The organism is Cellvibrionales bacterium, assembly GCA_016713115.1.
Taxonomy (GTDB): Bacteria; Pseudomonadota; Gammaproteobacteria; order Pseudomonadales; family UBA7239; genus UBA7239.
The window spans coordinates 1432042-1458384 of the sequence record JADJPU010000001.1; the positions used below are offsets into that span (position 1 = coordinate 1432042).

21 protein-coding genes are annotated in these 26343 nt (G+C 50.4%); 10 read left to right on the forward strand and 11 right to left on the reverse strand.

Features of this window, described 5'->3' with window-relative positions; translation table 11 throughout:
* Positions 1-134: 134 nt before the first annotated feature.
* Both rpoB and rpoC read left to right on the forward strand, forming a co-directional pair.
* Positions 135-4208, forward strand: a complete 4074-nt coding sequence (gene rpoB, locus IPK30_07045; GenBank protein MBK8103029.1) for a DNA-directed RNA polymerase subunit beta — start codon at positions 135-137, stop codon at positions 4206-4208.
* 17 nt (positions 4209-4225) lie between these two features.
* Positions 4226-8230 carry a DNA-directed RNA polymerase subunit beta' gene (gene rpoC, locus IPK30_07050; protein ID MBK8103030.1) on the forward strand — a complete coding sequence of 1335 codons (4005 nt, stop codon included), beginning with the start codon at positions 4226-4228 and terminating at the stop codon, positions 8228-8230.
* 102 nt (positions 8231-8332) lie between these two features.
* Here rpoC and lptB read toward each other — a convergent pair whose 3' ends face one another.
* The 5 genes from lptB to IPK30_07075 are packed head-to-tail and all read right to left on the reverse strand — an operon-like array spanning position 8333 to position 11767.
* Positions 8333-9061, reverse strand: coding sequence for an LPS export ABC transporter ATP-binding protein (gene lptB, locus IPK30_07055; protein MBK8103031.1), 729 nt, complete (start codon positions 9059-9061; stop codon positions 8333-8335).
* Between the two features lie 22 nt (positions 9062-9083).
* Entirely contained in the window at positions 9084-9626 is a 543-nt protein-coding gene (gene lptA / locus IPK30_07060) for a lipopolysaccharide transport periplasmic protein LptA (protein MBK8103032.1), read from the reverse strand.
* The gene (gene lptC / locus IPK30_07065; protein MBK8103033.1) at positions 9610-10239 is read right to left on the reverse strand and encodes an LPS export ABC transporter periplasmic protein LptC; all 630 of its coding nucleotides are present in this window, start codon (positions 10237-10239) and stop codon (positions 9610-9612) included. Before lptC ends, lptA begins: the two co-directional genes overlap by 17 nt.
* 5 nt (positions 10240-10244) lie before the next feature.
* Positions 10245-10784 carry an HAD-IIIA family hydrolase gene (locus IPK30_07070; GenBank protein MBK8103034.1) on the reverse strand — a complete coding sequence of 180 codons (540 nt, stop codon included), beginning with the start codon at positions 10782-10784 and terminating at the stop codon, positions 10245-10247.
* Positions 10781-11767 carry a KpsF/GutQ family sugar-phosphate isomerase gene (locus tag IPK30_07075; GenBank protein MBK8103035.1) on the reverse strand — a complete coding sequence of 329 codons (987 nt, stop codon included), beginning with the start codon at positions 11765-11767 and terminating at the stop codon, positions 10781-10783. The genes IPK30_07070 and IPK30_07075 overlap by 4 nt, the downstream gene beginning before the upstream one ends.
* Before the next feature lie 116 nt (positions 11768-11883).
* On the opposite strand from IPK30_07075, the gene IPK30_07080 reads away from it, so the two are divergent.
* Genes IPK30_07080 through IPK30_07100 form a run of 5 tightly spaced genes read left to right on the forward strand, consistent with a single transcriptional unit; the run spans position 11884 to position 16473 of the window.
* Complete coding sequence (locus tag IPK30_07080) at positions 11884-12129, forward strand: BolA/IbaG family iron-sulfur metabolism protein (GenBank protein MBK8103036.1); 246 nt, start codon at positions 11884-11886, stop codon at positions 12127-12129.
* A 56-nt stretch (positions 12130-12185) separates the two neighbouring features.
* Positions 12186-13448: a UDP-N-acetylglucosamine 1-carboxyvinyltransferase gene (gene murA / locus IPK30_07085; protein MBK8103037.1), complete on the forward strand. Its 1263-nt coding sequence runs from the start codon at positions 12186-12188 to the stop codon at positions 13446-13448.
* A 4-nt stretch (positions 13449-13452) separates the two neighbouring features.
* Positions 13453-14097: an ATP phosphoribosyltransferase gene (locus IPK30_07090; GenBank protein ID MBK8103038.1), complete on the forward strand. Its 645-nt coding sequence runs from the start codon at positions 13453-13455 to the stop codon at positions 14095-14097.
* On the forward strand, positions 14094-15407 hold the full coding sequence (gene hisD, locus IPK30_07095; protein ID MBK8103039.1) for a histidinol dehydrogenase: 1314 nt from the start codon (positions 14094-14096) through the stop codon (positions 15405-15407). Before IPK30_07090 ends, hisD begins: the two co-directional genes overlap by 4 nt.
* A gap of 7 nt (positions 15408-15414) precedes the next feature.
* Positions 15415-16473: a histidinol-phosphate transaminase gene (locus tag IPK30_07100; GenBank protein ID MBK8103040.1), complete on the forward strand. Its 1059-nt coding sequence runs from the start codon at positions 15415-15417 to the stop codon at positions 16471-16473.
* A gap of 51 nt (positions 16474-16524) precedes the next feature.
* Here IPK30_07100 and IPK30_07105 read toward each other — a convergent pair whose 3' ends face one another.
* The 3 genes from IPK30_07105 to IPK30_07115 form a co-directional block, all read right to left on the reverse strand.
* Positions 16525-17661: an acyl-CoA dehydrogenase family protein gene (locus IPK30_07105; protein ID MBK8103041.1), complete on the reverse strand. Its 1137-nt coding sequence runs from the start codon at positions 17659-17661 to the stop codon at positions 16525-16527.
* A 22-nt stretch (positions 17662-17683) separates the two neighbouring features.
* Positions 17684-18880, reverse strand: a complete 1197-nt coding sequence (locus tag IPK30_07110) for an acyl-CoA dehydrogenase family protein (protein ID MBK8103042.1) — start codon at positions 18878-18880, stop codon at positions 17684-17686.
* Positions 18881-19056: 176 nt separating this feature from the next.
* Complete coding sequence (locus IPK30_07115) at positions 19057-20592, reverse strand: wax ester/triacylglycerol synthase family O-acyltransferase (protein MBK8103043.1); 1536 nt, start codon at positions 20590-20592, stop codon at positions 19057-19059.
* Positions 20593-20690: 98 nt separating this feature from the next.
* Between IPK30_07115 and IPK30_07120 the strand changes: the two genes are divergently transcribed.
* On the forward strand, positions 20691-21635 hold the full coding sequence (locus IPK30_07120) for a hypothetical protein (protein ID MBK8103044.1): 945 nt from the start codon (positions 20691-20693) through the stop codon (positions 21633-21635).
* Between the two features lie 13 nt (positions 21636-21648).
* Here IPK30_07120 and IPK30_07125 read toward each other — a convergent pair whose 3' ends face one another.
* From IPK30_07125 to IPK30_07135, 3 genes are read right to left on the reverse strand one after another with little or no spacing between them, the layout of a single operon-like run.
* On the reverse strand, positions 21649-22077 hold the full coding sequence (locus IPK30_07125) for a hypothetical protein (protein ID MBK8103045.1): 429 nt from the start codon (positions 22075-22077) through the stop codon (positions 21649-21651).
* Positions 22074-22505 (reverse strand): DNA polymerase III subunit chi, encoded by a 432-nt coding sequence (locus IPK30_07130; GenBank protein ID MBK8103046.1) that lies wholly within the window; start codon positions 22503-22505, stop codon positions 22074-22076. The genes IPK30_07125 and IPK30_07130 overlap by 4 nt, the downstream gene beginning before the upstream one ends.
* Before the next feature lie 2 nt (positions 22506-22507).
* The gene (locus tag IPK30_07135; protein MBK8103047.1) at positions 22508-23995 is read right to left on the reverse strand and encodes a leucyl aminopeptidase; all 1488 of its coding nucleotides are present in this window, start codon (positions 23993-23995) and stop codon (positions 22508-22510) included.
* A gap of 133 nt (positions 23996-24128) precedes the next feature.
* On the opposite strand from IPK30_07135, the gene lptF reads away from it, so the two are divergent.
* Positions 24129-25259 (forward strand): LPS export ABC transporter permease LptF, encoded by a 1131-nt coding sequence (gene lptF / locus IPK30_07140; GenBank protein ID MBK8103048.1) that lies wholly within the window; start codon positions 24129-24131, stop codon positions 25257-25259.
* Complete coding sequence (lptG, locus tag IPK30_07145) at positions 25256-26335, forward strand: LPS export ABC transporter permease LptG (protein ID MBK8103049.1); 1080 nt, start codon at positions 25256-25258, stop codon at positions 26333-26335. The genes lptF and lptG overlap by 4 nt, the downstream gene beginning before the upstream one ends.
* Positions 26336-26343 lie beyond the last annotated feature (8 nt).

Genomic DNA, 26343 nt, shown 5'->3' on the forward strand with positions numbered 1-26343 from the left:
GGCGAGATTGTTCTCGCTGGCCTTTTTGCGCTTCTGGTTGTTTTGCGTTTCAAGTAAGAAGAAAAAGGTACGGAAAGTATCGCAAATAAAGATGTTTGCGATTGGTAAACAAACGATCATATTGGGGAATACAGATGGCTTACTCATACACAGAGAAGAAGCGTATTCGGAAGGATTTCGGCAAGTTGCCGCAGGTGATGGATATTCCATCGTTGTTAGCGATTCAGCTTGAGTCTTACCAGAGTTTCACGCAAGAGCATGCGGTGAATGCTCGCACGGATGTCGGCTTGCAGGCCGCATTTAATTCCGTATTCCCTATTACGAGCTATAACGGCAATGCTGCGCTGGAGTATGTGGATTACTCGCTCGGCAAGCCGCTGTTTGATGTCAGTGAATCCAAATTGCGCGGTGTGACTTATGCGGCACCGTTGCGCGTCAAAGTGCGTTTGGTAATTTACGACCGCGAGTCAAGCAACAAAGCAATTAAAGACATTAAAGAGCAAGAAGTTTACATGGGCGAAATTCCGCTCATGACCGAATACGGAACTTTTATCGTTAACGGCACTGAGCGTGTCGTGGTGTCGCAATTGCACCGTTCGCCGGGCGTTTTCTTTGATCACGACAAAGGCAAAACACACAGCTCCGGTAAGCTGTTGTATAACGCCAGAATTATTCCTTACCGCGGCTCGTGGTTGGACTTTGAGTTTGATCCTAAGGATTTGGTGTTCGTGCGTATCGACCGCCGCCGTAAATTGGCAGCGACGATTTTATTGCGTGCTATTGGATATAGCACCGAAGAAATGTTAGCCATGTTCTTTGAGAACGATCAATTCCATGTGTTGGAAGGTGGTGGTTATCAGTTGAGTCTAGTGCCTTCGCGATTGCGCGGCGATATCGCAGCATTTGATATTGTCGATAACAAAGGCAATGTCATTGTTGAAGAAGGTCGTCGTATTACTGCTAGACACATCAAGCAGTTAGAAAAAGCCAATGTGGATAAGTTGCAAGTGCCAGACACTTACTTGCACGGTCATTCGCTGGCCAAAGACATTGTGAATCCAAAGACGGGCGAAGTGTTGTTTGAGTGCAACACCGTTATTGCAGCGGATGTACTGAAAAAACTGAAAGATGCGGGCATCAAAGAATTTGAAACAATTTATACCAACGATTTGGATTGTGGTGCGTTTATTTCTGAAACGCTGCGCGTGGATCCTAGTCGCACGCAATTGGAAGCACTGGTAGAAATCTACCGCATGATGCGCCCAGGCGAGCCGCCAACCAAAGAAGCTGCAGAAAACCTGTTCCAAAACTTGTTCTTCTCGCAAGAGCGGTATGAGTTGTCTGCGGTAGGTCGCATGAAGTTCAACCGCCGTTTAGGGCGCGAAGAAATTAAAGGCGAAGGCACTCTGTCGCGTGAAGATATCGTTGATGTATTGCGCTGCTTGATCGACATCCGTAACGGCAAGGGCGTGGTGGATGATATTGACCACTTGGGCAACCGCCGTGTGCGCTCTGTGGGTGAGATGGCAGAAAACCAATTCCGTATTGGTTTGGTGCGTGTTGAGCGTGCGGTAAAAGAGCGTTTGTCAGTTGCGGAAAGCGAAGGCTTGATGCCACAGGATTTGATTAACGCCAAGCCTGTTGCTGCGGCTGTGAAAGAGTTTTTTGGCTCTTCGCAGTTGTCTCAGTTTATGGATCAAAACAACCCGCTGTCTGAAATCACGCATAAGCGCCGTGTTTCTGCCCTGGGTCCCGGTGGTTTGACGCGCGAGCGCGCGGGCTTTGAAGTGCGCGATGTGCATCCAACGCACTACGGTCGTGTGTGTCCAATTGAGACGCCGGAAGGTCCAAACATCGGTTTGATCAATTCTTTGGCAACATATGCGCGCACCAATGATTACGGTTTTATCGAAACGCCGTATCGCAAAGTGATTGATGGCAAGGTGACCGATCAAATCGAATACTTGTCAGCGATCAATGAGGCAGAGTGCGTCATTGCGCAGGCTTCAGCAAAAATTGAAAAAGGTAAATTGGTTGAAGAGTTGGTGGCGGTGCGTCACCTGAATGAATTTACCGTTAAGCCACCGCAAGATGTGCAGTACATGGATGTCTCTCCGCGCCAGGTAGTTTCTGTTGCTGCATCGCTGATCCCATTTTTGGAGCACGACGACGCTAACCGTGCGTTGATGGGTTCCAACATGCAGCGCCAAGCGGTACCGACTTTACGCGCGCAAAAGCCGCTGGTAGGTACGGGCATGGAGCGCGTGGTGGCTACTGATTCTGGTGTGTGCGTGGTAGCGCGCCGTGGCGGTGTGATTGATAGCATTGATGCGGGCAGAATTGTGGTGCGCGTTAATGAAGACGAAGTGGCGAAAGGTGATGCAGGCGTAGATATTTACAACCTGATCAAATATACGCGTTCTAATCAAAACACTTGCATCAATCAACGCCCTATCGTGCGTCCTGGTGATGTGGTTGCTTGCGGTGATGTATTGGCCGATGGCGTCTCTGTTGACCTCGGCGATTTGGCCTTGGGACAAAACATGCGCATCGCGTTCATGCCGTGGAATGGCTACAATTTCGAAGACTCCATCTTGATTTCTGAGCGTGTGGTGAAAGAAGATCGTTTTACTTCTATCCACATCCAAGAGTTGACTTGTATTGCGCGTGATACCAAGTTGGGCTCGGAAGAAATCACGGCTGATATCCCTAATGTTGGCGAAGGCGCATTAGGCAAACTGGATGATTCCGGTATTGTCTATGTTGGCGCAGAGGTTAAAGCGGGCGACATTCTGGTTGGCAAAGTGACGCCAAAAGGTGAAACACAGCTAACGCCAGAAGAAAAATTGTTACGCGCTATTTTTGGTGAGAAAGCGTCTGATGTGAAAGATACTTCACTGCGCGTTCCTTCCAGCACCAAAGGTACCGTTATTGATGTGCAGGTGTTCACGCGCGACGGCTTGAAAAAAGATCAACGCGCGCTGGATATTGAAAAAAATCAGCTGGATCAATACCGCAAAGATCTTAACGAAGAATATCGCATCATGGAAGACGCGGTGCTCGAGCGTCTGCATGCGGCCTTGTTGTCTAGCAAAGTCAGCGGCGGTGCCGGCCTGAAAAAAGGCACGGTGTTGACGCAGGAATTGTTGGCTGGTTTGGAGCGTGCGGATTGGTTCAAATTGCGTATGGATGACAGCGCGCTGAATGATCAAATCGAAAAAGCTGAACAGGGTCTTGCGGAACGCAAGAAGTTGCACGAAGACATGTTCGAAGACAAGCGTAGAAAAATCCAAGGCGGTGATAACCTCGCACCGGGCGTATTGAAAGTCGTCAAAGTATATTTGGCGGTAAAACGCCGCGTGCAACCCGGTGACAAAATGGCCGGTCGTCACGGGAACAAAGGTGTGGTGTCGGTCATCATGCCGGTTGAAGATATGCCGTACGATCAAAACGGAGAACCAGTGGATGTGGTATTGAATCCATTGGGCGTGCCATCGCGTATGAATGTCGGTCAGATTTTGGAAACACATTTGGGTCTTGCGGCAAAAGGCCTCGGTGAAAAAATCGATGCTATGTTGAAAGAACAGCGCAAAACCGCAGAAGTGCGCAAATTCCTCGACAGCATTTATTCATCGGGCGAAGGTCGCACGGAAAATATTGCGTCACTGACCGATGCCGAAGTGCTGACATTGGCGGGTAATTTGCGCGCCGGCGTGCCGATGGCAACGCCTGTTTTCAACGGTGCACATGAATCCGAAATCAAAGCGCTGTTGAAATTGGCGGATATGCCAGAGTCTGGACAGATGACTTTATACGACGGTCGTACTGGTGATGCGTTTGAGCGTCCAGTCACTGTGGGCTACATGTACATGCTTAAACTCAACCACTTGGTAGACGACAAAATGCATGCGCGTTCTACCGGTTCCTACTCGTTGGTTACGCAACAACCATTGGGTGGTAAAGCGCAGTTTGGTGGTCAGCGTTTTGGTGAGATGGAAGTGTGGGCGCTGGAAGCATACGGTGCTGCTTACACCTTGCAAGAAATGTTGACCGTGAAATCGGATGATGTTGCCGGCCGTACCAAAATGTATAAAAACATTGTGGATGGTGACTATCGCATGGAGCCAGGCATGCCGGAATCATTCAATGTATTGGTTAAAGAAATTCGCTCACTCGGTATTGATATCGAGCTTGAGTCAGATAACTGAGAGCGGAGGATTGGAACATGAAAGACTTAATGAGTTTGTTGAAGTCCTCACAAGAACATGCGGTTGAATTTGATAGCATCCGCATCGGTCTTGCTTCACCCGAAATGATTCGTTCATGGTCATTTGGTGAAGTGAAAAAACCAGAAACTATCAACTACCGTACCTTCAAGCCGGAACGAGATGGTTTGTTTTGTGCCAAGATTTTTGGTCCTATCAAAGATTACGAATGCTTGTGCGGCAAGTACAAACGCCTGAAACATCGCGGCGTTATTTGTGAAAAATGCGGCGTAGAAGTGGCGTTGGCTAAAGTGCGTCGCGAGCGCATGGGCCACATTGAGCTGGCCTCACCCGTTGCGCACATCTGGTTTTTGAAATCGCTGCCTAGCCGTATCGGCATGCTGTTGGATATGACGCTGCGCGACATTGAGCGCGTGTTGTATTTTGAATCATTCGTTGTCATTGATCCGGGCATGACCACACTGGAAAAAGGTCAGTTGCTGGGCGACGAAGAGTACTACCAGTGCATGGAAGAGTTTGGCGACGACTTCGAAGCTAAAATGGGTGCGGAAGCGATTCAAGCTCTGTTGCGCGATATTGATATCGATAGTGAAGTCATTCGCCTGCGTGAAGAAATTCACCAAACGACAGCAGAAACCAAACTCAAGAAACAATCCAAGCGCTTGAAGTTGTTGGAAGGTTTCCAAGCATCTAAAAATAAACCTGAGTGGATGGTGTTGGAGGCGCTGCCTGTGCTGCCGCCGGATCTGCGTCCATTGGTGCCCTTGGATGGTGGTCGTTTTGCTACTTCCGATCTCAACGATTTGTATCGCCGCGTCATCAACCGTAATAACCGTTTGAAGCGTTTGTTGGACCTCAATGCGCCAGATATCATTGTGCGCAACGAAAAGCGCATGCTGCAAGAATCGGTAGATGCGTTATTGGATAACGGTCGTCGCGGTCGTGCCATTACTGGCAGCAACAAACGACCATTGAAATCTTTGGCGGATATGATCAAAGGTAAGCAAGGTCGCTTCCGTCAAAACTTGCTTGGTAAGCGCGTTGATTACTCTGGTCGTTCTGTAATTGTTGTAGGCCCAACATTGAAATTACATCAGTGCGGTCTGCCGAAAAAAATGGCATTGGAATTGTTCAAGCCGTTTATTTTTGGCAAGTTGGAGTTGCGCGGTTTGGCAACAACCATCAAAGCTGCCAAGAAAATGGTAGAACGCGAAACTGCAGAAGTGTGGGATATTCTCGCGGAAGTCATTCGTGAACACCCTGTGTTATTGAACCGTGCGCCAACATTGCACCGTTTAGGCATTCAAGCGTTTGAGCCAGTGTTGATCGAAGGTAAAGCCATTCAATTACATCCGTTGGTGTGTTCTGCTTTTAACGCTGACTTTGACGGCGACCAAATGGCGGTGCATGTGCCGCTGACGCTGGAAGCACAGTTGGAAGCACGCGCACTGATGATGTCGACTAATAACATTTTGTCGCCAGCAAACGGTGAGCCAATCATCGTGCCATCGCAAGACGTGGTGTTGGGTCTGTATTGGATGACGCGCGAGCGTGTGAATGCCAAAGGTGAAGGCCGTGCGTTTGCCGACATCAAAGAAGTGAGCCGTGCTTACTACGGCAAACAGTTGGATCTGCAAGCCAAAATCAAAGTGCGTATTCGTGAAGTGTTGTTTGATGAAGACACCGGTGCGCGCACAGAAACGGTAAAACTGTACGACACGACAGCCGGTCGTGCGCTGTTGTGGGATGTGGTGCCTGAAGGTTTGGCATTTGATTTAATCAACCGTCCGATGGTGAAAAAAGCTATTTCGCGCGTGATTAACCAGTGCTATCGCAGCGTGGGTCTGAAGGCCACCGTTATTTTCGCCGACAAACTGATGTACACCGGTTATGACTTCTCTACCAAGTCTGGTGCGTCTATCGGTGTGAATGATTTTGCGATTCCGCAAGAAAAAGCAGCCATCATTGAAAAAGCCGATGCCGAAGTGACCGAGATTGAACAGCAGTTCGCTTCCGGTTTGGTTACACACGGCGAGAAGTACAACAAAGTCATCGATATTTGGTCGCGCGCTAACGATCAAGTAGCGAAATGCATGATGGAGAACTTATCGAAAGAAGCCGTGGTCAACCGCAAAGGTGAACAGGTTCAGCAAGATTCGTTCAACTCGGTTTACATCATGGCGGATTCCGGTGCGCGGGGTTCTGCCGCACAGATTCGTCAGCTTGCCGGTATGCGTGGTTTGATGGCGCGTCCTGATGGCTCGATCATCGAAACGCCGATCACGGCAAATTTCCGCGAAGGTTTGAATGTATTGCAGTACTTCATTTCTACACACGGTGCGCGCAAAGGTTTGGCGGATACCGCGTTGAAAACAGCCAACTCCGGTTACCTCACGCGCCGTTTGGTAGATGTGGCGCAGGATTTGGTGGTCACTGAAGTGGATTGCGGCACAGACGAAGGTCTGACCATGACGCCGGTTATCGAAGGCGGCGACATCATTGAATCTCTCGGCGATCGCATTTTGGGTCGTGTGGCGGCGGTTGATGTGTTGGTGCCGGGCAAAAAAGAAACAGCGATTGCCGCTGGCACGATGATCGACGAAAAAATGGTTATCGAAATTGAGCGCATGGGTATCGACGAAGTGTTGGTGCGCTCGCCAATTACCTGTAAAACACGCTTCGGCATTTGCTCAACCTGCTACGGTCGCGATCTCGCACGCGGACATTTGGTGAATGTCGGCGAAGCAGCCGGTGTTATGGCGGCGCAGTCTATCGGTGAACCGGGTACGCAGTTGACGATGCGTACCTTCCACATCGGTGGTGCAGCTTCGCGTGCTTCTGCTGTCGATAGCGTGCAAGTGAAGAAAGGTGGCGTGGTGCGTTTGCACAACATCAAAGTAGTTGAGCGCGCTTCGGGTGAATTGGTTGCGGTATCGCGTTCTGGTCAGTTGGCGGTTGCCGATGAAAATGGCCGTGAGCGTGAGCGTTACAAACTGCCTTACGGTGCAGTGATTTCTGTGAAAGATGGCGCTACCGTTGAAGCGGGCACAGTGGTTGCCAAGTGGGAGCCACACACGCATCCGATCATTACCGAAGTGGCGGGTAAAGTGCGCTTCTCGGACATGGAAGACAATCTCAGCATTCGCCGCCAGACGGATGAACTCACGGGCTTGTCGAACATTCAGGTTCTCGACCCGAACGAGCGCCCAGCCGCAGGTAAAGATTTGAAGCCGGCGGTGGCTCTGATGGATGCCAAAGGCAAAGAAGTTTGCTTGCCCAATACCACCACGCCTGCACACTACATGCTGCCTTCTAACGCCATTGTTGCATTGACTGATGGCGCCATGGCTGGGGTAGGTGAAGTGGTAGCGCGTATTCCTCAGGAAGGGCAAAAAACGCGCGATATCACGGGCGGTCTGCCACGCGTTGCGGATTTGTTCGAGGCGCGTAAACCGAAAGAACCGGCGATTCTTGCTGAAGTATCCGGCATTGTCAGCTTCGGCAAAGAAACCAAAGGCAAGCGCCGCTTGGTGATTACGCCGACAAATGGGCAAGTGTTGGCCGACGGCAGCACGAGCTGGGAGTTGTTGATTCCGAAGCAGCGTCAATTGTCGGTGTTCGAAGGTGAAAGCGTTGAGCGCGGCGAAGTGGTGGCAGAAGGCCCGCCAAATCCGCACGACATTTTGCGTTTGAAAGGCATCGAGGAATTGGCGCGTTATGTTGTTAACGAAGTGCAAGAAGTGTATCGCTTGCAAGGCGTAAAAATTAACGACAAACACATCGAAGTCATCGTGCGTCAAATGTTGCGTAAAGTGGAAATCCAAGAAATGGGTGATTCCTCTTATGTCAAAGGCGAACAGGCTGAGTTTAGTGGTATCCAAGAAATCAAAGGTTTGGCCTATCACAGCGAGCGCCGCAGAAAACGCCTGCAAGAAGAAGTGGGTGTGTCGGCAGAAGATGTGGAAGCCGCATTGACGGAAGCGCTGCAAACCAGCGCTTCTTGATAACGAGGCACCATGAGCACACAAAAAAGCCCAGCAATTGCTGGGCTTTTTTGTGTGCGGTGCAATAAAAAATAAAGCTTTGGCGTGCAAAAAAAAGTGGTGTTAAAGGGAGAAGTCCTGCCCTAAGTATACATCTCTGACACGGGCGTTGTTTAGCACTTCATGCGTGGCGCCTTCGGCGATGATTTGCCCTTCGCCGACGATGTAGGCGCGCTGGCAAATGGACAAGGTTTCGCGCACATTGTGATCAGTAATTAGTACGCCAATATTTTTGGATTGCAGGTGGTGTACGATGTGTTTGATGTCGGCCACGGAAATAGGATCTACGCCAGCAAACGGCTCATCCAACAAAATAAAACGCGGTTCACTAGCCAGTGCGCGTGCAATTTCCACACGGCGTCTTTCACCGCCAGATAAACTCATCCCCAAAGAGTCAGCGATGTGCGTGATGTGCAGTTCGCTCATCAGTTCATCCGCTTTTGCATGGCGTTGCTCGGAAGACAATTCCTTGCGTGTTTCGAGAATGGCGAGAATGTTGTTGCGTACACTCAATTTGCGAAACACAGAAGCTTCTTGCGGCAGATAACCTAAACCGCGCCGTGCACGGCTGTGCATCGGCAGATGGGTGATGTTTTCTTCATCCAGAAAAATTTCACCTTTGCCGGCTGGGATTAAGCCTACCATCATATAGAAACAAGTGGTTTTGCCCGCGCCATTGGGGCCGAGCAGTCCGACAATTTCACCGCTAGATACTTGCAGTGAAACATCATTCACCACGGCGCGTTTTTTGTACGATTTTCCGAGATTGGCCGCTCGGAGTGTGCTGTTAATTCCCACAATACATTACTCGAATTTATTTTTTTGTTTTGTTGATAGATGGCGCAGTTTCATCGCTGGTTGATGGCGGAATGATAACAGTGACTCGGCGGCTGTTGTCATTGCCACCTGCGCGTGAAGCTTGTGCTTTGACGCGTTCGGATTTGGTGTCATATTCGATGCGATCGCCTTTGATACTGCCGCTGTTTTGTTTGAGGCTGGCGCCGTCTTGTAGAGTGATTAAATTTTTAGAGACATCAAAATAAATATTGAGCGCCTGTGCGTCGACAACATCACTAGGTCCAGTTAATTGTTGGTGATAAGTCGCTGGGCTGCCGATGGCGTGAATTTTGGTCAGCTTATCGTTCGCGCTGTTGAGCACTACCTTGCTGGCGACAATATGAATACTGCCCTGCTGTACATCCACATTGCCGGTGTAAGTCGTCACGCCAGTTTTGGCATCGCGTTCTGCGCTGTCGGCCTGAATTTCTATTGGCTTACTGCGGTCATCAGGCAGTGCAAGAACGCTGTTGCCAATAAATGCTATTCCGAGGATGGTAAGTCTAGCGAGGTGCTTCATGGATCTCCTTGACGCGTGAAGGTAGTTGCAAGTAGTCGTGTTCTAAATCAGCTTGCATGCCCACGGCCTGCGACACACTGTTGCGTGCATGTATGGTAACAGCTTTGTCTGTGTGGGCTAGTTTGCGCTCAGTGTTGACATGCAGATACTCACTCATAATGCGCGTAGGGCCGCCGAGTGTTGCATTGCTAAATAAAGTTACATTGCCGTACAAATCAATAATGCTGCTGGTTTGATAAGCGGTAGCTTTATCGGCAGTGACTTCCCACGGTGTTTCACCTTTTTTATCGTCATTCAGATGAAGAACATACAGGTGTGGTGTTTCAATCAAACTGCGTTTGTCAGCATCAAAATAAGTGATGCGCTTACCATTCAGTTGTCGCACTTTGCGGCCAGTTTCATCAAAAGAATCCAATTGCGCGTCGTCGATGATGGTGGATGGTTGCTGTGCTGAACTTGCGGATACCGTTGCCGCAGATTTTTTTGTTAGAGCGTCATCGCTGCTATCCCAGCTTAAACCAAGGACAGCGAGCAAAATCAGCGCAGCTGCAGCAAGCAGTTGACGCATTGTGCCAGTGAGAAATTTTTCTTGTATTTGCGAAAGACTAGGCATGAGAATCAATGTTGGGTGTAACGCGTGTGTATAGCATCCAGTTGCCCTTGAGCTGCCAAGATAAATTCGGCTGCTTCTCTGACAGCGCCGTGTCCACCACCTGCCGCAGTTACAAGGTCAGCGTGTTGGCGCACTATGGTAACGGCATTAGCGGGCGCGATTCCTAAGCCAGCTTGAGAAATTGCAGCAAGATCCGGCAGATCATCACCCATGTAGGCCACAGCATCCACGGAGAGAGACAGTTGTTGAATGGCTTCGTACATTGCAGTCGCCTTGTCTTCACGCCCTTGAACCAGCATTTTAATGCCTAGCTCATGGGCGCGTCTTTCTACCATCGGACTGACGCGACCAGTGATGATGCCTACTTGAATGCCGTGTTGCTGTAACAGTTTGATACCTAAGCCGTCGTGAATGTGGAAGCGCTTCAGTTCGCGTCCTTCGCTGTCGTAGACGATGCTGCCGTCGGACAGCACGCCGTCTACATCCAGCAACAACAAACGGATGGCGCGTGCGCGCTGTTGTGCATGAGTGTTAGTCGCGCTCATGCGACACCTGCTTTGAGGATGTCGTGTAGGTGCACGATGCCTTCCACCCGTTGTGCGCTGTCGGTCACAACCAGTGCGGTGATGTTCTTTTGTTCCATGATGGCGACTGCTTCTGCAGCGAGCATGTGCTTACTTACCGTTTTCCCATTGCGTGTCATCACACCTTCGATGCGGGCGTGTAAAAGGTCAGTAATGTTGCCTTGCAGCGTGCGACGCAAATCGCCATCGGTAAATATGCCGAGCAAGCGCTGTTCAGTATCGCAGATGGTGGTTAATCCGAGCCCCTTGGCGTTCATTACTAGCAGTGCTTCGGTCAGCGTTGTGTCAGGAGACACAACCGGCACACGCTCGCCGCTGTGCATGATGTCTTCCACCTTGAGCAGCAGTTTGCGTCCCAGTGCGCCACCTGGATGCGAGAAGGCAAAATCTTCGGCGGTGAAACCGCGCGCCTCTAGCAGTGCGATAGCCAGTGCGTCGCCCATTACGAGAGCTGCGGTAGTACTGGCGGTGGGGGCTAGGTCGAGAGGGCAAGCTTCAGACTCTACGCTGGCGTCTAAATGCACATCAGCAGCTTGCGCCAAGGTGGACTCGGCGTTGCCGGTCATACTGATCAGGGATACGCCCATGCGTTTGATCAGCGGCAGCAGAGTGATGACTTCGGCGGTGGAGCCGGAGTTGGAGAGCGCGATCACGATGTCGCGCTTGGTAATCATGCCCATATCGCCGTGGCTGGCTTCACCGGGGTGCACAAAAAAAGCAGGGCTGCCGGTGCTGGCGAGGGTGGCGGCAATCTTGCGGCCGATGTGTCCAGATTTACCCATGCCGGTGACAATGATGCGGCCTTCGCAATGCAAGAGCAGCTCACAGGCGCGCACGAAATCGGCGTTGATGGCCTGTTGTAATCTTTGCACTGCCGCGCCTTCTACGCGCACGGTGCGCAGGCCGGAGGCAAGAAAATCCTGTGAGCTGTGACTGGCGTTCATCGTGTGTAAAAAGTGAATCCGTGGATGCGTCCGGTGCGGCTTGTCATGCCGCGTTGCGTGCGCAAATGGTATAGTGCCGGCACTCAAAAGTCATGGTGAAAAGAGAGCTTTGTCGCATGAATGGCCAGATCGACCAGTGGATAGAACAAGTGTTGAAAGAAGCGTTATCTGCCGAGCAGGTGTTGGTGGGTGGCGATGGTCGGCATTATGAAATTACCGTGGTTAGCGCGCAGTTTGAAGGGCAGCGCCCAGTGAAAAAACAGCAGATGGTTTATGCCGCGCTGAATGAAAAAATTGCCGACGGCACTATTCATGCTGTGATGATGCAAACCCTAACACCTGCTGAATGGCAGGCGCGCTAGTTTCTCAAGAAACGCAGCCACTTACTGAACAATAATTCTCTGTTTAAGGTTTTCTAATGGATAAACTGATTATCACCGGCGGCAAGCCGCTGTCTGGAGAAATCTACATCTCCGGTTCCAAAAACTCAGCGCTGCCGATATTGGCAGCAACGCTGCTGTGCGAGGAGCCGGTGGTACTCGGCAATTTGCCACACTTGCACGACATCACCACCATGATCGAACTGCTCGGCTGCATGGGCGTGAATGTGGTGGTTGACGAAAAAATGCGCGTGGAGGTGGATGCCGGCCAAGTGCAGGCATTTACTGCGCCGTACGAATTGGTGAAAACCATGCGTGCATCCATTTTGGTGTTGGGGCCGATGTTGGGTCGTTTTGGTCGCGCACAAGTGTCATTCCCTGGTGGCTGTGCCATTGGCTCGCGTCCGGTGGATTTGCATTTGCGCGGTATGGAGGCACTGGGCGCAACGATTGAAGTGGATGGCGGTTACATCAACGCAAGCTGCGATGGGCGTTTAAAAGGCGCAAAAATATTTTTGGAAACCGTCACTGTTGGCGGCACGGAAAATATTTTGATGGCGGCTGTGTTGGCAGAAGGGCAAACCGTTATTCAGAATGCAGCGTTGGAGCCGGAAATTGTCGATCTCGCCAATTGTTTGATTGCGATGGGCGCAGATATCACGGGTCATGGCACAGACACGATTGTGATTAACGGCGTAGAAAAACTGCACGGTTGTTCCTACGAAGTGATGGCGGATCGCATCGAAACAGGCACTTATTTAGTGGCGGCAGCGGCGACGGCTGGCCGCGTCAAATTAAAAAATACGCAAGCGGACTCTCTGGAGGCTGTGCTTGCCAAACTGCGCGAAGCTGGTGCAGAAATTACAGTGGAAGCCAACACCATCACGCTGGATATGAAGGGCAAGCGCCCCAAGGCAGTTAGCGTGCGCACCGCGCCGTATCCGGCATTTCCTACTGATATGCAGGCGCAAATTACGGCGATGAATGCGGTGGCAGAAGGCGTGGGTACGGTAACAGAAACCATATTTGAAAATCGTTTAATTCAAGCGCATGAAATGAATCGTATGGGCGCAAAAATTGTCATTGATGGCAACCACGCTGTGGTGACCGGTGTGGAGCGATTAAAAGGTGCACCGGTGATGGCAACGGATCTGCGTGCTTCTGCCAGTTTGGTGATTGCGGGTTTGGTGGCGGACGGTCAAACCGTGATAGATCGCATTTATCACATAGATCGCGGCTACGAATGTATTGAAGAAAAAATGATGCAGCTCGGCGCCAATATTCGCCGTGTGCCGGATTGATTGCATGTCACAAAAAATCACTATCGCGTTGACGAAGGGAAGATTGTTGAAAGAAACACTGCCGTTGTTGGCGCAGGCAGGCATTGAGCCTTTGGAAGATTTACAGGCATCGCGCAAATTGATTTTTGATACTACGCATAACGATGTGCAGTTGGTGGTATTGCGCGGTTCCGATGTGCCGACTTATGTGCAGTTTGGCATTGCCGATATCGGTGTGTCTGGCAAAGATGTCATTCTTGAACACGGTGGCGAAGGCTTTTATGAGCCGCTGGATTTGGGTATTGCGCGTTGTCGTTTAATGACAGCCGGTGTTGTCGGTGCGCCGCTGAAAGGAGGGCGTATTCGTGTGGCAACAAAATTTGTCAATATCGCGCGCCGCCATTACGCCGAACAAGGGCAACAAGTGGATGTGGTGAAATTGTACGGTGCAATGGAATTGGCGCCATTGATGGGCTTGGCTGATGAAATTGTTGATATTGTAGATACCGGTAATACTTTGCGCGCCAATGGCCTAGAAGCGCGCGCCACCATCGCACACATCACTTCGCGTTTGATTGTGAATAAAGCGTCGATGAAAACCAAACATGCAGTTGTGCAAGCGATTATTGATGCGGTGGCCGCTGCAGTTGCTGCAAAAGGTGCTGCGTGAATATTCAGCGCATTGTTTATACCGAGCTAAAAAACTTTCGTGCTGATTGGAAAAAAGTATCGGGCAGCGAGTTGGAGCTCGACAAGAATGTACGCAGCACAGTGTTGGACATTATTGTTGCAGTTCGGCATGAACAAGATGCCGCGCTATTAAGGCTGACCAATCAATTCGATCAACGCAATGTCGCAGCAATTTCTGAATTGTGTATTGGCCAAGAACGCTTACAGCAAGCACTGCAAACTATTAGCGCCGAGCAGCGCGCGGCCTTGGAAACGGCGGCCCAGCGCATACGCGCGTTTCACCAGTGGCAGCGCGCAGAATCTTGGCGCTACACGGAAGCGGATGGCACGGTGTTAGGGCAGCGCGTCACGCCGCTGGATCGCGTGGGTTTGTATGTGCCGGGCGGAAAAGCGTCTTATCCATCGTCGGTGTTGATGAACGCCATTCCAGCAAAAGTGGCGGGTGTGGCGGAAGTGGTGATGGTGGTGCCTGCGCCGCGCGGCGAACTCAACGAAATGGTGTTGGCGGCAGCTGCTATTGCTGGCGTGGACAAAGTATTCACGATCGGCGGCGCACAGGCGATTGCGGCATTGGCATACGGCACAGAAACCGTGCCGAGCGTGGATAAAATTGTCGGCCCCGGCAATATTTATGTGGCCACTGCCAAGCGCGAAGTATTCGGGCAAGTGGGCATCGACATGATTGCAGGGCCCTCCGAAATTTTGGTGGTTTGCGATGGCAAAACAGATCCTGATTGGATTGCGCTGGATTTGTTTTCGCAAGCCGAGCACGACGAAGATGCGCAGTCGATTTTAATTTCGCCCGATAAAGATTTTTTAGATGCCGTGCAAGCGAGCTGTGAGAGGCTGTTGCCCACTTTGGAACGCAAAGAAATTATTCGCACGGCGATGGAAAAGCGCAGCTTGTTTATTCAAGTGGCTAATTTGGATGAGGCGGCAGAGCTGTGCAATTTTATTGCGCCCGAGCACTTGGAGTTGTCGGCAGCAGAGCCGGAGTTATTGGCGGAAAAAATTCGCCACGCCGGCGCCATATTTTTGGGTCGTCATACACCGGAAGCACTGGGTGATTACTGTGCAGGCCCAAACCATGTGTTGCCAACATCTGGCACAGCACGGTTTTCGTCGCCGCTTGGCGTGTATGATTTTCAAAAACGCACATCGATAATCAATGTCTCAGTGCAAGGCGCGGATACCTTGGGGCGCATCGCTTCAGTTCTGGCGCGCGGCGAGGGATTAACCGCGCACGCACGCTCTGCAGAATATCGCCTAAAAAACCAGATTGAAAAATGAGATTGAAATGAGTCGCTATTGGAGTCGTTTTGTCCACACTTTGGTGCCGTATACGCCAGGTGAACAGCCAAAGATTGCCAATTTGGTGAAGCTGAATACCAATGAAAATCCTTACGGCCCATCACCTAAGGCTATCGCGGCGATGCAGGCAGAAGTGGGCGAAGATCTGCGCTTATATCCCGATCCGGATTCGACAAAACTGAAACAGGCAATCGCGCGTTACTACGATGTGAATGTGGACAATGTGTTTGTCGGCAACGGCTCCGATGAAGTGTTGGCGCATATTTTTCACGGGTTGCTTCAACAAAATGCGCCAATTTTATTTCCGGATATCACCTACAGTTTTTATCCGGTGTATTGCGGTTTGTACAATATCGCGTTTCGCCAAATTCCATTGCGTGAAGATTTTTCCATCCATGTGGACGATTATGCACAGCCAAACGGCGGTATTATTTTCCCCAACCCCAATGCGCCGACAGGCGTGTTATTGCCTTTGGTAGCGATAGAGTCGCTGCTGCAACGCAATACGGAATCGGTAGTCGTAGTAGATGAGGCCTACATTGATTTTGGCGGCGATAGCGCAGTTTCGTTGATTAAAAAACACCCCAATTTGTTGGTGACACAAACACTGTCCAAGTCGCGCTCATTGGCTGGCTTGCGCGTGGGCTTGGCGCTGGGTCATGCAGATTTGATCGCCGGTTTAGAACGCATCAAAAACAGTTTTAATTCCTACCCGCTGAGTCGCATTGCGATTGCTGGCGCAGCAGCGGCTTTTGATGACCGCGAGTACTTTGAGCAAACCACACGGCAGGTGATCAGCAGTCGCGAGCAACTCGTGGCGCAGTTGCTGGTTTTAGGGTTTGAAGTGTTGCCCTCGGCTGCCAATTTTATTTTTGTGCGTCACCTCCAATGGGCTGGCGAAAAATTGGCGCAAGCCTTGCGTGAGCGAGCGGTGTTAGTGCGTCATTTCAAAGGTGAGCGCACCAATGATTATTTGCGGATTACTGTGGGCTCGGAGACGCAGAATCAGGCGTTGCTTGCTGCGTTGACTAAAATTTTAGCGTAAGGAAATTGGCATGATTGTCGCTGATCATGCCGTTAGTCGTGATAGATACAGTTAGAAGCTTTCTAAAGTGGCATAACGATCGTAATGAAAACGCGCACTGCCCAAGAGTTCGGCAGAAACGCGTGCACGCTTGAGAAATAAGCCCACATCCAATTCATCCGTCACGCCGATACCACCGTGCATTTGCGTGGCCTCGTTGCTGATCAGTTCGTAGGTGTCGCTGATTTTGGCTTTAGCGCCACTGATGAGTTGCGCCGCGTTGTCTGCATTTTTTTCCAATGCGTCGAGTGCGAGCATCAAGATGGATTTGCACATTTCAATTTCAGTGAACATATGTGCAGTGCGGTGTTGCAGTGCTTGGAAAGTGCCGATTAATACGCCGAATTGTTTGCGCTCTTTCAAATACTGTACGGTGCGTTCAAAGATTTCTTGCATGCCGCCAAACATTTCTGCGGCAAGATAAATGCGGCCGTAGTCCAGCGCTTTATCGAGTGCTGGAAAGCCGTTGTCGATTTCACCGATCAAATGGGAATCAGGAATGCAAACATTATTGAGCATCAGCCGCGCATAGCGTTGTGAATCAACGAGTGTGACGGCTTCGCGCCGCAGGCCGTTGGTATTGGCGTCAACTAGAAAAAGACTAATGCCTTGCGTTGCACCGGCAGTGCCACTGGTGCGAGCTGCCACCACATATAAATCAGCAGCAATGCCACTGATAACGCGCGTTTTACTGCCGTTGAGAATAAATGTGTTGCCTTCGCGCACAGCGGTAGCCGTAATGTTTTTAGGCTGATGGTGATGACCTTCATCACAGGCGAGCGCTACTAATTTTTCGCCAGCGATAATTTGCGGTAATAGCGTTTGTTTTTGTTCTTCACTGCCGGCGTGCAGAATGACAGAGCCAGAGAGTACGGATGCCAGCAACGGGGAAACAACCAAGTTGCGCCCCAGTTCTTCCATGCAGCCCGCTAAGCCGGTGCTGCCAAATTCAAAACCGCCGTAGGCTTCGGGAAATAATGCTCCCGACAAACCGAGCTCGATCATGGCTTGCCAGACAGCGTTATCAAAACCAGCGCCATCGGTTTGGCTGCGCAGTACGCGAAATGCTTCAATCGGTGATTGGTCTTTAGCAAAATTGCGCACGCTGTCTTTCAGTGCGCGCTGTTCTTCATTAAAAGCGAGAGACATGGTGTGGTTTCCTCGAATGCGATCAGCTCAGTACGCCGGGCAAGCTCAGCGCGCGTTTGGCAATGATGTTGAGCTGGATTTCTGTCGTGCCACCGGCGATGGTGTGAGTTTTTGCTCCCATCCATTCCAGCGTGGTATTCAATTCTTTTTCACTGAAATGTGCAGTGTCGCGCCAGCCAAGAGCCTGCTCGCCCATGATCTTCAGCAGTAATTCAAATTTGCGTTTTTCTTCTTCCGTGCCGCAGTATTTGAAAATCAGCGCCGTGTTCATGTTGCCAGCACCGTTAGTGAACTCATCAATCATGCGTTGCTGCGTGACATCAAAAGCGCGTTTCTGTATTTCGTGGCGAGCGATGGCTTCGCGCACAATCGGGTCGTCAATTTCATTGCGCGCATTCTTGCCGATGTAATCCAGCGCCGCTTCACGCGGTTCGATGCCGCTGCCGGTTTCGCCACCTAAATCAGACATCATATTGCGTTCAAATTCGAGTACGCGCTTGGCAACGGTCCAGCCCTTGTTGATTTCGCCGAGCACATTTTTCTTGGGTACGCGTACATTGTCGAAAAAGGTTTGGCAGAAATGGCGATCGCCTGTAATTAATTCAATCGGCTTGGCTTCCACGCCCGCAGAAGCCATATCAAACAACAAGAAAGTGATGCCGTCGCGTTTAGGGGCATCGGGATCGGTGCGCACCAAGCAATAAATCCAATCGGATTCATCGGCGTATGAGGTCCAAATTTTGGATCCATTGATAATGAAGTCATCGCCATCTGCAACGGCACGCGTTTGCAAGCCGGCGAGATCGGAACCCGCGCCAGGCTCGGAATAGCCTTGGCACCAGCGAATTTCACCGCGTGCAATTTTTGGCAAGTGCTCCAGCTTTTGTTCTTCGGTGCCGAATTCCAAAATAGCAGGTCCCGCCATCCAAATACCGAGATTCACTTGTGGCGCACGGCACCCCAGTTTGCGCATTTCAGATTTGAAAATGCGCGTTTGTTCGGCATCAAAACCAGCGCCGCCGTACTGTGTCGGCCAATCGGGGACGCAGTAGCCTTTCTCAACACAGCGATCGAACCAGAGTTTTGCGTCGGGGGTGGGAAAATGAATATTGCGTGCGCCCCACACTTGTTCTTCTTGCTTGGCTGGTGTGCGTAGAGAAGCGGGACAGTTGGCATCCAGCCATGTTCTGATTTCCTGACGAAAGGCTTTGTAATCCACGAACTGGTTACCTCAAGCTATGTAGAAAGAAGGGAATATGCGCAGCTTTATGCCGTCAAACTTTAGAAATGGCTACCTATGGGGCGGCGTATTTTAAAGGGGAGCCATTGTTTATGCGAAGTGGCAATTACTTATAAAAAAGGCTGCCAATTGGCAGCCCCATACTGAGAGAGGCATCAAGTTGATGCCGTATTTTCTTTTGTGCGTACTTCGGCGTCAGCATGTTCCGCCGCGTCTTTCTTTTTGCGAGCAGCAGTCACTTCTGCTTTAGTTTTGTGTTTGATCAGTTTGCCTTTCTTAAGCGCCGCGGCTTTTAAATCTGCTAGCGATTTTTCTAGGCATTCACGGTAGAAGCCTGGGTCAGGCATGCTCTCGCGATCTCCGAGAATACTGATCGTTACCGTGCCGCAATAACTCATTACCAAATGGAAAAGACCAACACCGGGTGTCAGTAAGCCTACACCGTGGTACTGCACCAATTTTGCACCGCAGCAGTACAGTGGAAATGGAGGGCCTGGAACATTGGATACCACAGAGCAAAAGTTGATCGGTAAGTTGCCGGTCAATTGGTTGTCGATATAGAGATGCACCAAGCTCTTGGTGAGGCGCGGTGAGAAAACGCCGGCTAGTTTCAACGCATCCACCAGCGGTGTTTGTTCGCCAAACTCTTTGGCTTCGCAGGTGCTTTTGTGAATAGCGTGCAAGCGTTCTACCGGATCTTCGATATCGGAGTGAATGTTGGCAAAAATAGAGCCAATTTGATTGTGTTCGTCGGTGTCGCCACGGCGACTGCGCATGTCCACTGGCATGGTGACGCACAGCGCATCTTGAGGCAGTTCATTGTGGTGTTGCAGGTAACGGCGGATGCCGCCAGAAACCACAGCCAATGCCACATCGTTCACTTTGACATCGGTGGCATTTTTTATCACTTTGAAATCTTCTAAATCAAACAACGCCGCCTCAAAGACGCGGTAGGGCCCCACGGGATTATTGAATCGTGTCTTGGGTGCGCGAATCTCCGGCATAGGGATGTTGCCGCGACGCACATCAAGCAAATTTTTGCCAATTGCAAAGCCGGTTTTATATAAGCCTTTCACGAGGTCGATACTGTTGCGCGCGGTGTTGAATGCGCCGCGTGACAGCATATTGATTGCAGTAGGTGGCACTTCGGCCAAATAGTTGGGTGCTTCGTCTTCTTCCATGCCGGAAGGATTGGGTTCTAGGTCGTGTAAGGCGGCCATGAAAGAGGAGCCGCCCGCGCCGTCCACCAGCGAGTGGTGCATTTTGGTGTAGACCGCAAAGCAGTTTTTAGGAAGATGCGGAATATTGTCCAAGCCTTCGATGATGTACGCCTCCCACAGTGGACGCGACATATCGATAGGGCGTGCGTGCAAGCGTGCAATTTGGATGCACAGCTGCCGCCAGTCGCCAGGCTTAGGCAGGGCGATGTGACGCAGGTGAAACTCCATGTCGAAGTTGTCGTCTTTGATCCAGTACGGACGATCGTAACCACCAGGCACCTGCACAAGGCGCGTGCGGAAAATCGGCAGTTTTTTTAGCTTACGCTCGAAGCTGGCGATGACTTCTTTAAAGCGAACAGGGCCATCCGGTGCGGTGGACTGGTCATAAATACCAAGACCGCCGATATGCTGCGGCGTGTTAGGGTGTTCAAGGTTGATAAAGGCGGAATCGAGTACGCTTAACTGCTTCATTGGTGTGCCTGTCTATCCGTGAGGGTGAACGCGTAATTATCAGATAAATGTCGTAGATTGGCTAGGGTTTAGCCAAGACTTATTTAAGGGGTATTGAGGTGCGTTGTCGATTGCGATGTTTGTGGTATGTGCCGCTGACGCTATTGGCTATGGTTTTGGTCTGTGAATTATTGCTGCAACTTGGGGCGCTGCTAGTGCACGAGCAATCACGGCTGGTGCCGGAGCAGTGGCGGCAGATGAACCGCACACGCATTTTGGCATTGGGTGATTCCAACACTTATGGCTTGTATTTAAACGCAGAGGAGTCGTGGCCGGCACAATTTGAGCAATCTTGGAATAGGACGCATCCGCAATCGGCGATTGAAGTGTTGAATTTAGGTTTTCCTGCAACCAATTCTTTCCGCGTGCTGGATAATTTGCCGACACTGATGGATAAGTTGTCGCCGGATATCGTGCTCATTATGGTGGGGTTTAACGATTTTTGGACCCCAGTAGAAACATTGCCGTCAATGGAAAAAACATCTGAGATTATCGCGGCGTGGCATTGGCTAAAAAATCACAGTCGTTTGTATCGTTTGTATGCCATTTGGTCGCGCAGCTTTATTACACAGCAAGATATGACTTTTGGTTCGCCGCGCGATATTACGCAGTTGGACTTAAGTAAGCGCGATACTCATCTAGTGAAAACTAAAGATGGCACGGAGTTTTTTCTTGGTACCTTGCCCGGAGATCCATCACGCCATCGCTATGAATTAGTAAAAAATCTTCAGACAATGGTTGAGATAGTGAGCAAGCGCGAAAAAAAAATTTATTTGATGACTTATCCATCAAATGGAGGGTTTTATCCTGGCGCTAACAAACGCATTAGGGAAGTGGCGCAACAACAGAAATATCCGCTGATTGATATTACTCCATTATTTATTGCGCGTTGTGGAGAAGAATCAAATTTGTGTGAGAGTTTATTGTTCCATGACGGGCATGCAACAGCAAAAGGTAATGCACTGGTGGCGGATGCTGTGCAGTCCGCGTTGTTTTCTGAATGAACAGCGCAAAAAATTAGCGTTTTCCGCCGCGCAATTTATCTTGTAGCAGCGCTTCTTGTACCAATTCACGCAGTATGGCTTCGAGGCGCGGTAGCGCGCTGCGCACCACATCGTCTACTAATTTTTCTCGGCTCCGTGTGGTGGATAGCAAGGTGTGCGTGGCGACAGGGAAATTGTTTTCGTCATTATTTAGCTTGGGTTTTTTGCTGCGTCGCGTTAGACCGTCTTGATGGCGGTGCTCCATCCCCAGCGTGGGAATGCTGTCGTCTGGGAGAAGTACGGGAATATGGCCCGATGCCACATGATTGCTGTGGTTTTCTTCAGATTTTGCAGAATTTTCAGTCAGTAGATTGCGTATTGATTCTAATTCACTCAGGAGATCGTCGCGCCGCTGATGCTTGGCTTCCGCATTTCCCATGGTCTTGTTGTCATCCGTATTCATGCGCTTTTTTTCATGTCGTTGATTTTGATGTCATAGCCGCGTTCCTGGTAAAAACGAAACCGTTTGCGGCTAATGTCTAGCTGTATCTCGTCCTGCGTAACAATTTCAGCAACCCGCGCAAAACGACTAAAAAATGGGGGGATATTAGTGCTTAGGTTGATCAGTAAGTCATGGTGTGATGACGGTTCTTCCTGCCAGCCGATATACACGGGTGTTTGTTGACTGGCAGGAAGGGTGGCATGCGGCAGAAAGCTTTCCGTCTTGAATGACCATAACAGCGCGTTGAGTGCGCTGCCAGCTTCATTGTTGTCAGTTTGGATAAGGATGCGATTGTCTAGCTGCCATGCTTTCTCTGCCAAACGACATGCGAACAACTGACGAGATTGTTCATCGCGTTGTGGCAATAAATAAAAATCAATACGCGTCATGTTTAAGATTTTTGGTTCTTGTTGTAATCGATCAAAAAACGCACCAGCAGCGGAACGGGTCTGCCCGTCGCGCCTTTGTTACTGCCGGAACTGTTCCATGCTGTGCCGGCAATATCCAGATGCGCCCACGCATAGTTTTCGGTAAAGCGTGCGAGAAAACAGGCAGCCGTGACTGATCCAGCATTGCGTCCGCCAACATTCGCCACATCGGCGTATGGGCTTTTTAATTGTTGCTGATATTCTTCCCACAGAGGCATGCGCCATGCTTTGTCTTCTGCGCGCATGCTGGCGGCGAATAATTGTTCGCCCAGTTTTTCATCGTTGCTGTACAGGCCGCTGGCGTGATTGCCAAGAGCAACCACGCAGGCGCCAGTGAGTGTGGCGATATCGATCACGGCTGCAGGTTTAAAGCGTTCAACATAAGTTAGCGCATCGCACAGTACCAATCTGCCTTCGGCATCCGTGTTTATTACTTCGATGGTTTTTCCGCTCATACTGGTCACGATGTCGCCGGGCTTGGTGGCGTGACCGCTAGGCATGTTTTCTGCGCAGGCTAAAACGCCAATTACATTCATCGGCAGTTGCAGTGCGCTGATAGCCTGCATGGTGCCGAGTACACTCGCTGCGCCGCACATGTCAAATTTCATTTCTTCCATGCCGGCGCCAGGTTTCAAACTGATGCCGCCGGTATCAAAAGTGATGCCTTTGCCAACCAGAACAACCGGCGGCTCATTTTTTTTGCTGCCGCGATATTCCATCACTACCAATTTAGCGGGTTGATCGCTGCCGGCAGAGACAGACAATAAGGAACCCATTTTTAACGCGCGCATTTGTTTTTCATCCAGCACGCTGACAGAAAAATTTTTCTGTTGCTTCGCTAGTTTTTGTGCCTGCTCCGCTAAATAAGTTGGCGTACAAACATTACCGGGCAGATTGCCCAACTCGCGTGCCAATGCCATGCCTTCTGCTATCGCGGTGCCGGTTGCCAGCGCTTGATTGATAATCTTTTGCTGCTGAGCGCTGTGCCAGACTGCTTTTTTCAATGCCGCGAGCTTCTTATCTTTTTTCATCGCGCTGAAATGGTAGGTGCTATTGCTTAAGCGTTGGGCTGCCAATTCCGCACACCAAGCGGCATCTCGGTCTTCAACGCTGATCTCGTCCAGTAACAGGGTTGCGTCTTTCGCGTTTGCTTTATGCAGGGTGTCGGCGATCTGCCCGAGTAGAGTGAGAAATTGCGGACGCGTCAGCGGCTTGCCGTCACCAGCCCCTACTAGCAACAATCGCTCTGCCGCAATAGCGTCAATGTGAGGTAGCAGAAGCGATTCACCCGCTTTGCCGGTGATGTCGCCCCGTTTTTTTAGCTGTGCGATGAGTGCATCCAATGCGCCACTGGCGTGTGCCGAGTTTGCTTTGCCACTAAAGACGGGTAAGACCAAACAATCAGTTTTGCAGGTAAGTGGCTTGGTGGCTTGGTTGCTGATGGTCAGCATGGTGTGGACGCTCCAGTGGGGTTTAGATTCTTGGCTCGAATAAAGCCGTGCTGGTATAGTCTACCTTCAGTGGTAGCGCCTTCAACCTTCACCAGCGCACCAAATACAACTTCTTTGTTAATGGACCCTTGCCGTGATGCTGCCCCGCTTTATTTTGGCGCGATATTTTGCACGAGAGATTTTGCAAACCACCTTCGCTGTCACGCTGATTTTGTTGTTGATCTTTTTGTCGGGTCGATTTGCTGGGTATTTGGCAGATGCTGCCAGTGGAAAAATTTCCGCCGAAATTATTGCTTACTTATTACTGTATCGTGCACCTAGCATTTTGCAGCGCATTCTTCCGTTAGGTTTGTTTCTCGGCATCTTGTTGGTATTTGGACGCATGTATGTCGAAAATGAAATTACAGCCTTGCATTCTGCGGGCATCGGTGTGGCGCGATTGTTGTTGTTGATCAGCTTGGCGGTAGTTCCGGTGGCGGCGCTTACAGGTTGGCTGGCAATCTATGTAAGTCCAGAAGGTTTTCAGCGCGCAGAGCAGCTATTAAACGGCGAGAGAAAGCGCAGTGATTTGGATTTGATCGAGCCAGGAAAGTTTTTAGACTTGCGCGCGAGGCGAGGCGTGTTGTACACCGGCAACATCAGCGATGGTCGTAAGACGATGGAAGATGTGTTTGCTGTTGAGCAGCACAATGACGGCGCGTGGACAATATTTCGTGCGGCTTATGGCTCGCAACATTACGATGAAACGCAGGATGCGCGTTACACCACATTAAATGATGGCGTGCGCTATTCTTTGCGTCCCGGCGAAGTGGGCGGAGAGCGCCTGCGGTTTTCTGCTTTAAAGCAGCATATGAGTTCATCTGATGTTGAGCACGGTGCGCGCAAGTTGAAAGAGGATTCATTATCGCTATCGTATTTGATGAAAGAGATTGAAAGCCCATCACTAGAAGCACCTGCTTGGCGCTGGACGCTGATTGCCACAGTGCAGTGGCGTTTTTCTTTGATCGTCTTGGTGTTGTTGGTGGCGGTGCTGGCTGTGGCAATGAGCCGCACTACACCGCGGCAAGGTCGTTACATTAAGTTATTGCCGGCGATGCTGTTGTACTTCGCGTACATGACCGCATTGGATACATTGCGGCTAAAAATAGGCGAAGGCGATGTTGGGGTAATGCCTGGAATGCTGACCGCGCATATCTTGTTTTTAGTGTTGGCCTTGCTGTTGTTATTCAGCGATCGACTGTTGCAGTGGAGAAAACGCGCATGAAGCAGTTGAATCGTTATATCGCAAAACATGTCGTGGCAGCGATCTTGCTGGTTATTGTCATGTTGGTGGGCTTGTTTTCGGTTTCTCTTTTTGCGGAGGAGATGTCAGAGGCTCCGAAGCATTACAGTTTGGTCAATGTGTTGATTTATGTGCTGTTTAGCGTGCCAAGTATGGTGGCAGAAAACTCTACCTTTGCGATGTTGATTGGCAGCTTGCTGGGCTTGGGAGTTTTAGCGAGTCAGAGCGAATTGACCGTTATGCGCGCCAGCGGTGTTTCCGTGTTGCGTATCGTGTGGATGGTGGTGAAGCCGGCATTGATCATTGTGGTCGTGATTGGACTGGTCCGTGAATACATCGTGCCGGTTTCTGATCGTTACGCCAACACCTTTCGCGCGCAAAAAATTGAAGCAGACCCTGCTTTTAACTTGATACGCAGTGATCGAGGCTTGTGGCTGCGCGAAAATAATCAATTTATTCATCTCAATTATGTGAGCGGAAAAGGTGAGATTTTTGGTTTCGCGCGCTTTGCTTTTGATGCTAAAGGTGAACTGCAGTTTGCCCAGTATGCACCGCATGCTGTGCATGTTAGCGATACGGCTCAACGCGGTTGGCAATTAGAAAAACCCAAGACGACTGTGTTTGGTGATAATCAGGTTGTAGCCGGCGCGCAAGAAGACTTTTGGCAAAGTGAGCTTGTGCCTAATTTGTTATCGGTTGTGGCTATAGATTCCGACGAATTGAGTTTGCGTGAGCTGCGTTCCTATATCCGTTATTTGGATGAACAGCATCAGGATGCGCGCATTGCTAAGTTGTCATTCTGGAAGCGCGCACTGCAGCCCTTGGCGATGATTGGTTTGGTGTTGATCGCCGTGTCCTTTATTTTCGGCTCGCTGCGCGAAACTACCATGGGCTATCGCTTGTTTTTTGGTGTGATGCTGGGTATGGCCTTTCGGTTTAGTCAAAGCATCTTAGGGCCAACCAGTATTGTCTACGGCTTTGCGCCGTGGGTCGCAATTGCATTGCCCATTGTGATTTGCTGGGGCTTGGGGTTTTTTCTGTTGTCGCGGGTTAAATAAAATACAGA